15 protein-coding genes are annotated in these 14,303 nt (G+C 48.7%); 10 read left to right on the top strand and 5 right to left on the bottom strand.

Annotation, left to right across the window (positions count from 1 at the left end; all coding sequences use genetic code 11):
- Positions 1-588 precede the first annotated feature (588 nt).
- From HXZ99_RS09325 to HXZ99_RS09345, 5 genes are all read left to right on the top strand, one after another.
- The gene (locus HXZ99_RS09325; RefSeq protein ID WP_194757032.1) at positions 589-2,997 is read left to right on the top strand and encodes a TonB-dependent receptor plug domain-containing protein; all 2,409 of its coding nucleotides are present in this window, start codon (positions 589-591) and stop codon (positions 2,995-2,997) included.
- Between the two features lie 116 nt (positions 2,998-3,113).
- Positions 3,114-3,605, top strand: a complete 492-nt coding sequence (locus tag HXZ99_RS09330) for a type III secretion system chaperone family protein (protein ID WP_194757033.1) — start codon at positions 3,114-3,116, stop codon at positions 3,603-3,605.
- Between the two features lie 166 nt (positions 3,606-3,771).
- Positions 3,772-4,065: a hypothetical protein gene (locus tag HXZ99_RS09335; RefSeq protein WP_194757034.1), complete on the top strand. Its 294-nt coding sequence runs from the start codon at positions 3,772-3,774 to the stop codon at positions 4,063-4,065.
- Positions 4,066-4,110: 45 nt separating this feature from the next.
- Positions 4,111-4,569 carry a copper chaperone PCu(A)C gene (locus tag HXZ99_RS09340; protein WP_194757035.1) on the top strand — a complete coding sequence of 153 codons (459 nt, stop codon included), beginning with the start codon at positions 4,111-4,113 and terminating at the stop codon, positions 4,567-4,569.
- Positions 4,570-4,640: 71 nt separating this feature from the next.
- On the top strand, positions 4,641-5,369 hold the full coding sequence (locus tag HXZ99_RS09345; RefSeq protein ID WP_194757036.1) for a TIGR04219 family outer membrane beta-barrel protein: 729 nt from the start codon (positions 4,641-4,643) through the stop codon (positions 5,367-5,369).
- A gap of 76 nt (positions 5,370-5,445) precedes the next feature.
- Here the strand turns inward: HXZ99_RS09345 and HXZ99_RS09350 are convergent, their stop codons facing one another.
- The 5 genes from HXZ99_RS09350 to HXZ99_RS09370 all read right to left on the bottom strand — a co-directional run bounded on the left by HXZ99_RS09350 (position 5,446) and on the right by HXZ99_RS09370 (position 9,570).
- Positions 5,446-5,931, bottom strand: coding sequence for a DUF3299 domain-containing protein (locus HXZ99_RS09350; protein ID WP_194757037.1), 486 nt, complete (start codon positions 5,929-5,931; stop codon positions 5,446-5,448).
- Positions 5,932-7,191 carry an ABC transporter permease gene (locus tag HXZ99_RS09355; protein WP_194757038.1) on the bottom strand — a complete coding sequence of 420 codons (1,260 nt, stop codon included), beginning with the start codon at positions 7,189-7,191 and terminating at the stop codon, positions 5,932-5,934.
- The gene (locus HXZ99_RS09360; protein WP_194757039.1) at positions 7,188-7,898 is read right to left on the bottom strand and encodes an ABC transporter ATP-binding protein; all 711 of its coding nucleotides are present in this window, start codon (positions 7,896-7,898) and stop codon (positions 7,188-7,190) included. Before HXZ99_RS09360 ends, HXZ99_RS09355 begins: the two co-directional genes overlap by 4 nt.
- A 37-nt stretch (positions 7,899-7,935) precedes the next feature.
- Positions 7,936-8,469, bottom strand: a complete 534-nt coding sequence (gene ppa, locus HXZ99_RS09365; protein ID WP_194757040.1) for an inorganic diphosphatase — start codon at positions 8,467-8,469, stop codon at positions 7,936-7,938.
- A 102-nt stretch (positions 8,470-8,571) separates the two neighbouring features.
- Positions 8,572-9,570 carry a class 1 fructose-bisphosphatase gene (locus HXZ99_RS09370; protein WP_194757041.1) on the bottom strand — a complete coding sequence of 333 codons (999 nt, stop codon included), beginning with the start codon at positions 9,568-9,570 and terminating at the stop codon, positions 8,572-8,574.
- A gap of 162 nt (positions 9,571-9,732) precedes the next feature.
- On the opposite strand from HXZ99_RS09370, the gene mpl reads away from it, so the two are divergent.
- Genes mpl through trmB form a run of 5 tightly spaced genes read left to right on the top strand, consistent with a single transcriptional unit; the run spans position 9,733 to position 14,302 of the window.
- Positions 9,733-11,121 (top strand): UDP-N-acetylmuramate:L-alanyl-gamma-D-glutamyl-meso-diaminopimelate ligase, encoded by a 1,389-nt coding sequence (gene mpl / locus HXZ99_RS09375; protein WP_194757042.1) that lies wholly within the window; start codon positions 9,733-9,735, stop codon positions 11,119-11,121.
- Positions 11,122-11,160: 39 nt separating this feature from the next.
- Complete coding sequence (locus tag HXZ99_RS09380) at positions 11,161-11,778, top strand: flavin prenyltransferase UbiX (protein WP_194757043.1); 618 nt, start codon at positions 11,161-11,163, stop codon at positions 11,776-11,778.
- A gap of 39 nt (positions 11,779-11,817) precedes the next feature.
- Positions 11,818-12,756, top strand: coding sequence for an ABC transporter ATP-binding protein (locus HXZ99_RS09385; protein WP_194757044.1), 939 nt, complete (start codon positions 11,818-11,820; stop codon positions 12,754-12,756).
- Positions 12,753-13,526 (top strand): ABC transporter permease, encoded by a 774-nt coding sequence (locus HXZ99_RS09390; protein WP_194757045.1) that lies wholly within the window; start codon positions 12,753-12,755, stop codon positions 13,524-13,526. Before HXZ99_RS09385 ends, HXZ99_RS09390 begins: the two co-directional genes overlap by 4 nt.
- Positions 13,526-14,302 carry a tRNA (guanine(46)-N(7))-methyltransferase TrmB gene (gene trmB, locus HXZ99_RS09395; RefSeq protein ID WP_194757046.1) on the top strand — a complete coding sequence of 259 codons (777 nt, stop codon included), beginning with the start codon at positions 13,526-13,528 and terminating at the stop codon, positions 14,300-14,302. Before HXZ99_RS09390 ends, trmB begins: the two co-directional genes overlap by 1 nt.
- Position 14,303: the final 1 nt, after the last annotated feature.

Genomic DNA, 14,303 nt, shown 5'->3' on the forward strand with positions numbered 1-14,303 from the left:
CTGCAGAGCGTGGCCTGCGCATAGAAAGGTGTCCGACTCTCCGGCTCTGGCGAAAGGCCAGCCCCTTGCGGGTCGCCGCAAGTACATCCGTGTAGGCTTGGGCGCGGCATCCATGCCGCGCACACCCGCCAGTGGCTAGCCTTCCACCTGCGCTGGAAGCCCCCCACATGGATGTGTTGCAGAGCGTGGCCTGCGCATAGAAAGGTGTCCGACGCTCCGGCTCGGGCGAAAGGCCAGCCCCTTGCGGGTCGCCGCAAGTACATCCGTGTAGGCTTGGGCGCGGCATCCATGCCGCGCACACCCGCCAGTGGCTAGCCTTCCACCTGCGCTGGAATCCCCCCACATGGATGTGTTGCAGAGCGTGGCCTGCGCATAGAAAGGTGTCCTACTCTCCGGCTCTGGCGAAAGGCCAGCCCACGAACCAACGCGGTGCGTTGGCTACGGGTGTTCTGAGCCTGCCACCTAACGCGGTGCGTGGGTTACCTTATGTCGTATATGGTTATAAGATGGAACGCTTTGGTATTGGGCGGTGGCGGTTCAAATGGTAATGTTTAGGCAACACAATAAATAATACTTTAGGGAAAACATATGAAACCAACAAAGTTAGTTTTAGCGCTGTCCGCCGTGTTTGCTGTTCCCTCAGTTGCGTTAGCCCAGTCTGATACAAATGAGACCTCTGTTAATCAAAACATTGATCGTATTCAAGTGGTTGGCTCACGTTTAAGTGTGCGCACAGCAACTGAAACCTCGTCGCCGGTAGATATTATTTCAGGGGATGATCTGGTTGCTGCCGGCTTCACCGAGACGGCGCGAGCACTTCAGTATGCGGTTCCTAGCTTTAACTTTCCTTCGTCGTCGATTACTGATGGTTCGGATGCGGTGCGCCCCGCTTCCTTACGCGGCTTGTCACCGGATCACACGCTGGTATTGATTAATGGAAAGCGGCGCCATACCAGTGCACTTGTTCATTTGAACGGCACAACAGGACGAGGCAGTTCTAATGCAGATCTGAACGCCATTCCTATTTCAGCAATTAAGCGGATCGAAGTGTTGCGGGATGGTGCAGCCGCTCAATATGGATCGGATGCAATCGCGGGTGTCATTAACATTGTCTTAAAAGACAACACAGAAGGTGGCGATGCGGCAATTAGTCTTGGCCAGACCTACAAAGGAGATGGCGAGCAATTGAAGCTGCAAGGCTCTTTGGGAATGAGCCTATTTGACCAAGGCGGTCTAACGCTATCATTTGAATACCACAGTAAGGACCGAACGAACCGTGCAGGTCTCGATCCACGCCAACAGTATCCATTGCTCGATGATGGTTCGCTGGATCCCCGTGAAGAAACCTTCGACCGACAAAGTCACCATGTCGGTGATGCGGAGGTGAGTAACTCTGCGCTCTTTTTTAATACCTATTATCAAGTGGGTGAAGGAGAGCTCTATGGTTTTGGAGGCTGGAGTGCGCGCGTATCACAAAGTGGTGCGTTTTACCGTCGCGCGTTAGATCCACGTAACCTTGAAGAGGTCTATCCCGATGGCTTCTTACCTTTGTTATCACCTGAAACGAATGATGCGTCAGTGACCTTTGGCTATCGCTTTGATCTTTCAGATTGGTCTGCCGACGCAAGTGTGGGCTATGGTCAAAGTGAATTCATATATATGCTAGAAAATTCATTAAATGCGTCACTTGGGCCTGATTCGCCAACCGAATTTCATGCCGGTACGGTAGTTGCTGACGAGTTCAACGCAAGTTTTGAAGTCAGCCGATTTATTCCCTTTGTAAATTATTCGGATCTATCCGTTGCGCTCGGCGCAAGCTTCCGTGAGAACGTATATAAAATTATTGCGGGGGATGAGGAGAGTTATATTGATGGCGGTTATGACAACCGGCCTGCGGGCAGCCAAGGTTTCACCGGCTTTCGTCCCGACTCAGAACTGAGGGAGTCTCGTAGCAATCGTGCGCTATATGTGGATTTTGAAAACCAATTGACGGATGCATTCCAATGGGGTGCGGCGTTACGATTCGAAAATTATTCAGACTTCGGTAGCAATACCAGTTGGAAGTTGTCCGGACGATATGAGATTACAGATTCTTTATCGGCACGGGCTACTGCTAACACCGGTTTCCGTGCGCCAAGTGTACAACAACTCTATTTTACGAATATCTCGACACTCTTTGTTAATCGTGACGGCGAGTTGGTGCCAGAGCAATCAGGAACCTTTAATAATATAAGCCGAGTTGCTCAGGAGCTAGAAATTGGTAATTTGCGTCCAGAAGAATCGCAAAGTTTTAGTGCGGGTTTAGTTTGGAGCGGGGACAACGGCTTATCGTTAACGGTTGATGCTTATCAAATAGAAATCGATGATCGTATTATTTTATCCAGTGCCTTGATTCCAAGTGACTCAGAAGCCGTGGCTGAAGCTTTGGCCGCTGCGGGTGCAGATAATGCGCGTTTCTTTGTTAACGCAGTGGATACCACTACCCGCGGGGTTGATGTTGTACTTGCGCAAACCTTTGATCTTGAAACTTTTGGAAGTTTACGTGCGCAAGCCGCATATGGGTACAACGAAACTAACATTGATCGAGTGCAGTTGCCCACAATTTTAGATGGGTTAGAAGATCGCTTGTTCAATAATGTAGAACGAACCCGTATGACTCGGAGCGTGCCACGAAATACCGGTTCAATTAGTTTTAACCACCGTTTAAACAAATGGTCCACGCACCTTGCGTTTAGCTATTTTGGTGATTATACGCTGGAGAATAATCAAGGCGTGCAGACGAACTTTAGCGGTAAGTGGATCACCGATCTTAGCGTCCAATACGCGATCTCCGATCGTTTGGTGGCAAAAGTGGGGGCTCAAAACTTGTTTGATGTGTATCCAGACAAACAGCGCCCAGAAAACCAGTTTAATGGGATTTTCCTGTACCCGAATACAAACGCACCGTTTGGATTTAACGGAGGCTATTATTTTGCTCGCTTGAGCTATGCGTTTTAATCGATAGCCCAATAACTACAAAGCCGACAACTATTTTAGTTGTCGGCTTTATTTTTTCTGTACTTTTTCATGGGTCTTGAACTAATCTGAGAAAGCATACCCATGGAGAAACAACTATGCGCGCGTTAACTCTATTTGCCGTTTTAGGCACCTTAATGGTGGTCCCCGCTGCGGGAGCACAACAAACACCACTCGTTACAAGCGTCGACTTAGCGACGGCACAGCGACTTGTTGCGGCCCTTGATGGCACAATACGAGAGGCCGTCAGTAACAGCGGAGAACTCGATATTGTTGCGGTTGATCCATCCGGTCTGATTTATACCCTTGAGGGGAGAGTCTGCGACGATTCCAAGTGTTCTGGGTTGGAATTTATCGTGTCTTACGATCTTGATGCGGCACCCGACTATGCGTTGATGAACGAGTGTGCGTTACGCACCGTGGCCGCGCGTTTTTCAATTTATGACGATGGTCTCTTTATTCAACGTTATGAAATCCTCGATCATGGGCAAGCCTTTGATAACTTGGTGTTGTCGCTGCAAGTAACACTTGATATCGCCGAGGATGCTGCTGACTGTTACTTTTACAATACAGTGGATTGGGGCTGGTAGTCGTGAATTTAACGAATGAAATAGACTATTAATTCGTGAAATCGCCCAACTAACCTAAATAGATCTACTACCGATTAACATTCAATGTGTTATATATCAAATAGTTATATGTAATGGCATAGAATTTGAATGACTCCCTATAAGTCTATTTATCGGGAGTTTTTTTATGCGCACATTATTGATTGTTCTTTTGGTTGCAGTGGCATTGGCGGTATTCGGACCGACTTTGTTGACGTGGTTGGTCAGTGGCGTGTTTGCTATTTTGGTTCCACTGTTTGTGGTGTTGTTGTTAGCAGGCATTGGCTTCTTTGTCGGCGCGGTGTTGCTAGGTAGCACCTTGCTAGGATTGACTATTGTAGCGGGCGTACTGTTAATGGTCGGCTTCAGTCTATTTTGGCCCGTGCTGCTAGTACTAGGTGTGGTTTGGTTATTTACGAGAACACGTACCCAAACCGCATAAAATTATGTAGAGTATCTGCACGGTTTCCACTGAAAGGATATTCTCATGAAATGGTGTGGTGTAATACTTGCGGGTTTGCTTAGCTTCACAGCGATTGCTAGTGAGATCAATATTGATGCCGAAGACCTCTGGCTTCGGCAATCTATACCCGGACAGTCAAATGGTGCGGGTTTTGGCACAATCACCAATCATGGTTCTGAAGACCTTCTGTTAATTGGCGGCAGCATTGCGATTGCAGACGACGTGGAAGTTCACCGCCATGTGCGCGAGGGAGAGCAAGTGCGGATGGAAGCGATGGATGCCCTGACGATTCCAGCCGGTCAGTCGGTTCAATTACAGCCGGGCGGCTATCACTTTATGCTGATGACATTAAGTGAGCCGTTGGTCGTGGGTGATTACCACGATCTCACTTTAGTGTTTAGCAATGGCGAAACAGTGAAGGTTAAAGTTCCGGTAAAAGAACTCGTACAAAGTCAGAGTTCATCGCATCATGGTCACCACTAATATGGGTCAATAGCCGCTCGCTTTGTGATAGGCTTGTGGTCCTTTCCAACGAATAGAATTAGGTGAACATTATGGCGTTATCCCAGCATTTACGTCAGGTCGCATTTGTATCTTTGGGGTGTTTAGTGCTCTCCTCGGCTGCGCAAGCAGATATATTTACACTTGAGGCAGAAGCTCAGTATTGGCATGCAAATGGCAAAGGCGCCGATTCGTTAAACTTTCCAGATGTCGAGCTCGCACAAACGACATGGGACCGTAATGGTCAAACTCGGTTTACTGCGTCACTGCAGCATTTTGTACCGCTACTTCCAAACTTCCGATTTGATACACAAACGCTCGACTTCACGGGTACCACAGAAGATGCCATGCCGCAGCGCCTAGATTTGGGCCACGAAACATTCACGGCGTTTTATGCACCACTAGATAATGAGCTTACCCGTATCCATTTCGGCGTCAGTGTGAAGCGTGTTCGTGGTTTCATTGAACGGAATTCAGAGGGTGGTGTTACTCTTCGAGAAGCCATTGATGCCGATATCCCGATGCTCTATTTACGTGCTGAAACAGGCTTGCCCTTTACAGGATTGTCGATACACGGTCAGGGACAGTTTTTTGCTTTCGACGACAATAAGGTGCAAGACATCGAGGTGGGTATTCGTTACCACCTGATTGATACCATGATGCTAGATGGCTATCTGAGCGCAGGTTATCGTACAGTGAATTTTGAGATTGATGAAGGTGAGCGGTTGCAGGCCGACTACGATTTTAGAGGTCCGTTTGTGAGCTTTAATTTACGCTTCTAATGTATCCGAACATGTAAAATATAAAAAACCCGCCTCTGTCTGGCGGGTTTTTTGTATGCCTACACAACGCAATTAATTAGAAGTAAGAAATTACTTCTGCGGCGTCCATTTGATAGCCGACAAGAGCGATATCGGCATCGTAATGCTCAACTTTCATTGTGCCGGTGACCCAAACTGCATCATAGGTTACTGGGTAAGGAACGCCTTCTGGAAAGCGAACGTGAATAATTTGATTGGGTGGGGGTGGTGGGACATGGATACAGGCACCAAAGTAAGGTACCAATAAGAACTCGGTGACACGGCGATCATCACCTTCGAGTTGCACCACATAGCCTGGGATTTTAATCTTTTGGCCATCCAGCTCTGGCACCAGAGGCGCGTCCAAGTTGGTTTGTACCTGAGCGTCTGGATTCATTTCGTAGTACATTGGATCGCGCACCGCAGGAGGTGTCCAGTCACTGGGGCGCAGCTCATTCCAATTCAACTGTCGGACATCGGCCACGGCAGAACTCGTGAATAAACTGAGCAATACTGCTCCAATAATTACATTAAAACGCTTCATTTAAATCCTCATGGATAACCCGTCGGTGAGCGAGTTTCGATACGCTCGCCACGCAGGAATAAGACTAATTAAGAAACCAGCGACTAGCACAACGCCTAACCGAGCAAATTCAGGGGTAGTCAATCCGCCAATACTTACAACGACACCAAATGCTTGCTGAATCCACGGCGCTAAGGCAAACATGAGGCCATAGAGTAGTGCAACACCGAGAAGCATTCCCGCTATGGTCAGGGCAATCGCTTCACTAATTAACAGCGCAAATATACGTCGGGGCCCGGCTCCTATGGAACGTAAGACAGCCATTTCGCGACGACGTTCCCGCAAACTCGCTAACAGCGTGGTTAACATGCCGATTAAACCCGTTAGCAACACGAATGCAGAAACCACCGTTAAAGCCCGCTCAAAACCACTTAGGGTGCGCCAAAGCTCCTGCAAAGTCGTTCCAGGCATAATGGCGGTGAGTGGCTCAGCGCGATAGGTATTCAGCTCTCGTTGCAAAAAGATAGCCCGCGGACGACTTTCAAGCCCAACTAAAAAAGCACTGATCCCTGGAATCGGAGGCATATCGGCGTGCTCATGATCATGATCGTGGGCATGCTCCGCATCGCCTTCTGGCTCGTGTGCATGGCCACCGTGCATCATGTCTAAGTCGCGCAAATGAACATATACGGCCTGGTCTACAGGGGTTCCTGTTCGCTCTAGCACGCCGCTAATGACGAGTGGATGATCGTCGTGCTCGTGAAAGCTGACACTTCCGGTTCCGTGTGCGACAACGAGATCATCGCCGGTGCTTAAACCGAGGCGACGTGCAACTTCAGCACCAATGACAGCGTCGCCAATGTGGAAGGGCTGTCCTGCGGCAAACTGCAATGGCTGTTGGCGACCGTAGCGAAAATGTTCAAAGTAGCGCTGATCTGTTCCCACTACCGGGAATCCTCGCACACTGTCGCCCAACGCAATGGGAACGGTCCATGCAATATGCCGACTCTGATCCCAATGTTGATAGGTTTGCCATGAGATATTATTGGTTGGATTACCAATATGGAATACGGAATAGAGTAACAAGTTGACGGAACCGCTACGTGCGCCAACGATTAAATCGGTACCCGAGATGGTATTAGCAAAGCCTGATCGGGTTTCTTGGCTGACGCGCTCGACACCTAATAGAAGCGTCACCGAGATGGCGATCGCAAATATGGTGAGTAACGCATTCGATTTTCGACTTAATAAGCTTGCTAAGGCTAATTTAAAGAGACTCATGAGTGAACCTCCAAAGCCACTTTATTAATGCTTTGCAGCTCAATGATGCGATCAAAATGACTGGCAAGACTGGCGTCGTGGGTTACAAAAATTAAGGTAATATTGTGACGTCCACATTCTTCCTTCAGCAATGCGAGAAAGTTATCACGAGCGTCCGCATCGAGAGCCGATGTGGGTTCATCTGCAATCAGTATCTCGGGCGCACCGATCAACGCTCGCGCGGCGGCAACCCGTTGCTGCTGCCCTACACTCAATTCACTTGCAGGCTTGTGCCACAACTGGTTATGTATGCCTAACGAGGTAAGTAAACGCTCACTTTCTTGGCTCGCATTCACGCCTGCTTTTTCCAGTCGCTCCCGTCGCGCACGGCTAAACTCCACAGCTAAGAGCACGTTTTGTTGCACCGTCAAAAATGGGAGTAAATTGAATTGCTGAAAAATATAGCCCATATGATCCGCACGATAGCGGTCACGTTGACTTTGGGACATTGTTTTTAGCGATTTTCCGAGAACGTGAAGTTCTCCATCTTGAACATCGTGCACGCCTGCAAGTAGTGAGAGTAGTGTCGATTTTCCACTGCCACTCGGGCCTCGCAAAATAATACGCTCACCATGTTGAATGGTGAGCGTGTCGATGTTCAATGTTGGCTTGCTTTGTCCGCGCCAAGTGTAAGCTAGGTCGCGGACAGATACGGAAAAATCTGTCATGGAACCGTTATCCTCACGAGGGCGTCACAAGCCCAATTTATTTCGCTTCTTGAGCACGTTGGTAAGATGAAAGAATTTCAGCTTTTGCTGCAGCAGCATCGGCCCATCCTTCAACTTTAACCCATTTGCCTTTTTCAAGTTCTTTGTAACGTTCGAAGAAGTGAGTAATCTGTGCTTTCAGCAATTCCGGCAAATCGTTAACGTCTTGAATATGATCATACTCTTTGCTCAGTTTGCTTACCGGTACTGCAACCACTTTCGCATCTTCGCCAGATTCATCGCTCATATTCAATACCCCTACCGGACGGCAGCGGATCACTGAACCAGGTAGCAAAGGGTATGGGGTTGGCACCAGAATATCTACCGGATCACCGTCGAGTGATAAGGTGTCGTTCACATAACCGTAGTTACATGGATAAAACATAGGAGCAGACATAAAACGGTCGACCCAAACAGTACCGGTATCTTTGTCTACTTCATATTTAATCGGATCCGCATTCGCAGGAATCTCGATAATTACATTCACTTCTTCTGGCAGGTTCTTGCCTGCGGGTACCGCGTTCAGACTCATCGTCGTTTTCCTTTCACAAGTTCGTTAATTCTTTATTGCCAACTAGTATACCGAATCCTTTCAATTGAACTCAAAAGGTTCCGGTTGTATTTCAGCGATTAGCTATTCAGGTGCATCGGGCCGATTACAAGGATACTTCTTAAAGTAACCAAGACAGGCATCGACTTCCAACCGAGAACCCATAATCACCGATACGCGCTGGTGAATATGTTCGGGTTGAATCGACATAATACGTTCGTAACCCGTCGTCGCTCGCCCGCCTGCTTGCTCCACGATAAAGCTCATTGGGTTTGCTTCATACATTAAGCGCAGTTTACATGGTTTTTTCAGGTTTCGAAGATCAGCCGGGTACGTGAAAATACCGCTGCGAGTTAAAATACGATGTACGTCGCTCACCATGGCCGCATTCCAACGCATATTGAAGTTTTTCTCGCGCGGCCCTTCGGCCCCAAGGAGTAAATCTTCGATATATTTTTGCATGGGTGTCGTCCAGAAACGTTGGTTTGACATGTTGATGGCAAACTCTTGTGTTTCTTGAGGAATTTTAATGCTATCGACCGTAAGTAGGAATTCACCGACGGTGTGGTCGAGGGTAAACACACGGACACCATTTCCTGTGGTCATGACCAATAACGTGCTCGGCCCATATAGGATATAGCCGGCAGCAATTTGTTCATCACCGGTCTGCAAAAACAGTTCGGTGCCCTCGGCCGGATGGTCAGGCTTCTCCAAAATAGAAAAAATGGTTCCCACGGAACCATTAATATCAATATTTGAACTGCCATCAAGCGGATCGTATGCAACCAGATACTTGGCATCTGGGTTACCCATCACCACTTCATCTTCTTCTTCAGAGGCAACCGCGTGTACAAGTTGGGTTTCCAACAGCATATTTTTGATTAACTGGTTGGAAACAACATCAAGCTTCTTTTGGACTTCGCCTTGAATATTGGCATCGAGTGTAGAGCCGAGCGTACCGGCCAGACTACCTTGGTGCAGGCGATGAGAAATTTCTTTTGCAGCGGTAAGCAGGGTATTAATCACGGAAATTAAGTGTAATGGTACGTGATCGTTGTTCAAAACGGGAATCAGGCGTTGCATGATCAGCCTCTGTTTTTATACGTTTAGGTCGTTGCCGGAAACGCTCGCTAGTGTACCTGAAAACAAGCTTGGATGCTTCCTTTTTGCGCATTTTCAAGTGGATGATTCAGTTTCGGTGTAGTGCTACAATGGGCGGTTATTGCTTGGAGGTGGGGCGCAACTATGGCGCATATACATATTCTTGGTATCTGTGGGACATTTATGGGGGGCATTGCCGCCCTTGCGAAGGCTATGGGACATCAAGTCACCGGCTCTGATCGCAATGTCTACCCGCCGATGAGTACGCAGCTTGAAAAGCTCGGCATCAGCTTGAGTCAGGACGACGACTTAAGTCAGCTCGAGCCAGCGCCAGACTTGGTGATTATCGGAAATGCATTAAGTCGCGGCCATCCGTTAGTAGAAGCTGTTTTGCGCAAACGAATTCCCTATACGTCTGGCCCGCAATGGCTGGGCGAAGAACTATTGCGGCATAAGCATGTGCTGGCAGTGGCGGGAACCCACGGAAAAACAACCACGGCATCGATGCTAACCTGGATTTTGGAGTATGCCGGGAAGGCCCCAGGATTCTTAGTGGGAGGTGTCGTTCAGCCCTTTGCACAAACAGCACGACTCAGTGATAGTGAACTGTTTGTGATTGAGGCCGATGAATACGACACTGCGTTTTTCGATAAGCGGTCAAAGTTCGTGCATTACTTTGCAGACACATTAGTGTTGAACAACTTGGAATTTGACCATGCGGATATCTTTCCCGATTTAGCCGCTATTCAGCGTCAATTTGAGCATGTATTACGCACGGTTCCAGGGGATGGGCAGGTGTTCTATGCTAGCGATGAACCTGCACTAACGCCCGTGATGGCAACGGCGCCATGGGTGCAACACAGTGCCGTGGGTCCGCAAGGTGAGTGGGACGCCAATTTGCTTCACGCGGATGCATCGGCCTTTCAAGTTTTGCGAGCAGGCCATTCTATTGGAGAAGTCCATTGGGGCCTGATTGGCGTACATAATGTTCGCAACGGCCTGATGGCGATTGCGGCGGCAGTAAATGTGGGCGTAGCCCCTGAACTTGCATTAAAAGCCCTGAGTGAATTTGAAGCTCCTGCGCGGCGTTTGCAGTTACGCGCAAACACGAATGGCATTCGTATTTATGATGACTTTGCTCATCATCCAACCGCCATTCAAACGACGGTGCAAGCGTTAAGGGCGCGTGTCGGCAAGGATCGATTGGTGGCGATTTTTGAGCCCCGTTCGAACACCATGAAGGCGGGTGTCCACAAAGATACGCTGGCGGCGGCATTCGAAGGCGTAGATGCCGTTTATGCGCTGCAGCCAGAGGGGGTGTCTTGGCAACTTGAAGCGCTGTTTGCGAAAATGCCGATCACAGTGGTAGTGCGCGATAGCGTGGCGGGTTTAGTCGCAGCGATCGCCACGCAAGAAAAGGAACCCGGGCACTGGCTTATTATGAGCAACGGTGGCTTCGGCGGTATCCACCAGCAATTAATTGATTTAGCGCAGGAAGCCTATAAGGGCGAGGTAAACGCTCCCCAGGCTTAATCATTCGCGTGTAACTTTTAACGAAGGCGAGAAAACACAATGGCAACGGATCAACGGATTACACTGGCAATTACAGGCGCTTCGGGCGCACCGTACGCGTTGCGTTTGCTCGAGTGCTTGCTGGCGCAAAAACAACAGGTATCGTTGCTCATTTCAAGTGCGGCACGTGTTGTGTTCGCAACGGAAGAAAACTTGAAACTGCCGGGTTCTCCTGAAGCAATTCAGGCCCTATTTTGTGAGCGGTTCCAAGTATCGTCGGAGCAACTGCGCGTATATGGAAAAGAAGAATGGTTTTCGCCAGTCGCATCGGGGTCGGCAGCCCCCAAACGCATGGTGGTCTGCCCTTGCTCTACCGGCACTTTGTCAGCCATTGCCACTGGCGCGAGCGATAACTTAATTGAACGCGCTGCAGACGTGGTACTGAAAGAACGCGGGCAGTTAATTTTAGTGCCGCGGGAAATGCCACTGCATGCGATTCATTTGGAACATATGCTGACGTTATCGCGACTAGGCGCCACTATTATGCCAGCGGCTCCCGGCTTTTATCACGAGCCGAAACAAATTTCGGACTTGGTTGATTTTGTGGTCGCTCGCATCCTCGATCACTTGGGATTAGATCAAACTATTATGCAGCGCTGGGGCTATGAGCCTAAGTGAGTCGTGCATCATCGGTCATTAATTGGAGTTGTGTAGTTCATGACAAACGCAATTGAAATAAAAGGATTGAGAAAGACCTACCGAGGCGGTTTTGAAGCTTTAAAAGGGGTTGATCTCGCAGTTCGAGAAGGTGATTTCTATGCATTGCTTGGGCCTAATGGGGCCGGGAAATCCACCACCATCGGGATTATTTCATCATTGGTGAATAAGACAGCAGGTGAGGTTAAAGTATTTGGTTTTGATTTAGATACTCAAATCAATGAAGTAAAACAACACATTGGATTGGTACCGCAAGAGTTTAACTTTAACCAATTTGAAACGGTTCTGCAGATCGTCGTGAACCAAGCGGGTTACTACGGCGTTCCTCGCGATCTCGCGAAGCAGCGTGCGGAAAAATACCTAACCCAACTGGGTTTGTGGGATAAGCGCAATGATCGCGCCCGAACCCTCTCTGGTGGTATGAAGCGCCGGCTAATGATTGCACGTGCTTTGCTTCACGAACCCAAATTACTCATTCTCGATGAACCCACTGCCGGCGTTGATATCGAGCTACGCCGTTCCATGTGGGATTTCTTAACGCGCATTAACAAGCAGGGCGTGACTATTATTCTTACGACCCACTATTTAGAAGAAGCGGAAGTGTTGTGCCGCCATATTGGCATCATCGATAAAGGTTTAATTATCGAAAACACAACCATGAAAAGTTTGTTAAGCCAGCTCAATATCGAAACCTTTGTGCTCGATATCGCGCCAAGTGACAATGCACCACAGGTGACCAGTGCAGCAACCCGCGTGATTGACGACCATACCTTGGAGGTCGATGTGGTGAAATCGGCAGGGTTAAACTCGGTATTTAGCGAGCTTTCCGAGCAAGGTATTAAAGTATTGTCGATGCGCAACAAAGCGAATCGACTGGAAGAGCTATTTGTCACCCTTGTAGATCAAGGCCGTACTGACAAGGAGACGGTGAAAGCATGAAGAACCCAATTCACTTTACAGCGTTAAAGACTATTTGGATAAAGGAATGCACCCGGTTTTTACGAATATGGGTACAAACCTTGGTCCCGCCGGCAATTACCATGACCCTTTACTTTATTATTTTCGGGAGCCTCATCGGTAGTCGCATCGGTGAGATGGGTGGGGTCAGTTACATGGAGTTTATTGTTCCTGGCTTGATCATGATGTCGGTGATTACAAACGCATATTCCAACGTGGCATCGAGCTTTTTTAGTGCCAAGTTTCAACGAAACCTGGAAGAAATGTTAGTTGCACCTGTGTCTAACATCACCATTATTCTGGGGTACGTCGGCGGCGGTGTCGCCCGTGCTCTATTGGTCGCTATTATTGTTACCTTGGTATCCGGGTTCTTTGTTGATTTAGCGATTCAAAGTTTCGCCATGATTATCCTCACGGTTTTACTGACCGCCACCTTGTTTGCGCTAGGTGGGCTGCTCAATGCAATGTTCGCAAAAACCTTCGATGATATTTCGATTATCCCAACTTTTGTGTTGACGCCTCTGACCTACCTTGGTGGGGTATTTTATTCGATCACATTGCTTCCCGATTTCTGGCAAGCGGTATCGCAATTTAATCCAATTATCTACATGGTGAACGGTTTCCGTTATGGCTTTATCGGTGTGTCCGATATTGCGCCAGCCACTGCACTTGGCGTGTTATTGATTTTTAATATTGGTTTCTTTGTCTTAGCTTGGTGGTTGCTCAAACGCGGTACGGGAACCCGAACCTAATGAGCGAACAGTTATCGCGCGCGATTAGCTCCAATCAAGAAGGGCCACATTCAGATGTGCCTGGGTTGGTGGCGCGCTATTGGCAAAATCCATTTAGAAAACCTATTGCGGAACATAGTGCTGCGGCTTTTGCTGAGGCGGCGTCTATCGTTGATACCTTTCATGGTCCAATTATTTTGGACGCATGCTGTGGCGTGGGAGAGAGCACGGCAACCTTGGCTCGGCGCTATCCGGAAGCCTTAGTGATAGGTGTGGATAAATCAGCGCATCGATTAGGTAAGCATACGGCCCACAGCTCGTCAGCTGACGTTGGTCGGTATGTGTTGGTACGGGCGGATTTAAATGATTTCTGGCGGCTAGCTGCGGATGCACAGTGGCAGCCCACCCATCAGTTCTTGATGTATCCGAACCCTTGGCCAAAAAAGAAGCATCTCGGACGGCGTTGGCACGGTTCACCGGTGTTTCCAAGTATGGTAAAGCTCGGCGGTAACTTCGAGCTTCGCAGCAATTGGTCGGTGTATTTGCAGGAAATGAGTTTGGCGCTGGCGGCACTTTCTGTCGATAGCGCTATGGAGCAACTTCCGGATGACCTTGCACCGATAACGCCGTTTGAACGTAAATACCAAGCCAGCGGGCAAGCCCTCTGGCGTTTACAGGCTCATTTAGAGCACCCACAGCTGGTGGAGCCATCACAGCTTGATGAGTTGAGAAAGCTAGCGGAAGCAACAGCGGATATGCTAAAGTCCTCGGCTCGCAAAAATGAGGCCAGGAGATGAG

Origin of the sequence: Aliidiomarina indica, from assembly GCF_015354615.1 — a bacterium.
Taxonomy (GTDB): Bacteria; Pseudomonadota; Gammaproteobacteria; order Enterobacterales; family Alteromonadaceae; genus Aliidiomarina; species Aliidiomarina indica.

Excerpts from the sequence above, each read along its gene's own strand:
- HXZ99_RS09355 (WP_194757038.1), bottom strand. The coding sequence starts at position 7,191 with ATGAGTCTCTTTAAATTAGCCTTAGCAAGCTTATTAAGTCGAAAATCG.
- mpl (WP_194757042.1), top strand. The coding sequence starts at position 9,733 with ATGGCGCATATACATATTCTTGGTATCTGTGGGACATTTATGGGGGGC.
- HXZ99_RS09350 (WP_194757037.1), bottom strand. The coding sequence starts at position 5,931 with ATGAAGCGTTTTAATGTAATTATTGGAGCAGTATTGCTCAGTTTATTC.
- HXZ99_RS09370 (WP_194757041.1), bottom strand. The coding sequence starts at position 9,570 with ATGCAACGCCTGATTCCCGTTTTGAACAACGATCACGTACCATTACAC.
- HXZ99_RS09385 (WP_194757044.1), top strand. The coding sequence starts at position 11,818 with ATGACAAACGCAATTGAAATAAAAGGATTGAGAAAGACCTACCGAGGC.
- HXZ99_RS09340 (WP_194757035.1), top strand. The coding sequence starts at position 4,111 with ATGAAATGGTGTGGTGTAATACTTGCGGGTTTGCTTAGCTTCACAGCG.
- HXZ99_RS09330 (WP_194757033.1), top strand. The coding sequence starts at position 3,114 with ATGCGCGCGTTAACTCTATTTGCCGTTTTAGGCACCTTAATGGTGGTC.
- HXZ99_RS09380 (WP_194757043.1), top strand. The coding sequence starts at position 11,161 with ATGGCAACGGATCAACGGATTACACTGGCAATTACAGGCGCTTCGGGC.
- HXZ99_RS09335 (WP_194757034.1), top strand. The coding sequence starts at position 3,772 with ATGCGCACATTATTGATTGTTCTTTTGGTTGCAGTGGCATTGGCGGTA.
- HXZ99_RS09345 (WP_194757036.1), top strand. The coding sequence starts at position 4,641 with ATGGCGTTATCCCAGCATTTACGTCAGGTCGCATTTGTATCTTTGGGG.
- HXZ99_RS09360 (WP_194757039.1), bottom strand. The coding sequence starts at position 7,898 with ATGACAGATTTTTCCGTATCTGTCCGCGACCTAGCTTACACTTGGCGC.
- ppa (WP_194757040.1), bottom strand. The coding sequence starts at position 8,469 with ATGAGTCTGAACGCGGTACCCGCAGGCAAGAACCTGCCAGAAGAAGTG.
- HXZ99_RS09325 (WP_194757032.1), top strand. The coding sequence starts at position 589 with ATGAAACCAACAAAGTTAGTTTTAGCGCTGTCCGCCGTGTTTGCTGTT.
- HXZ99_RS09390 (WP_194757045.1), top strand. The coding sequence starts at position 12,753 with ATGAAGAACCCAATTCACTTTACAGCGTTAAAGACTATTTGGATAAAG.
- trmB (WP_194757046.1), top strand. The coding sequence starts at position 13,526 with ATGAGCGAACAGTTATCGCGCGCGATTAGCTCCAATCAAGAAGGGCCA.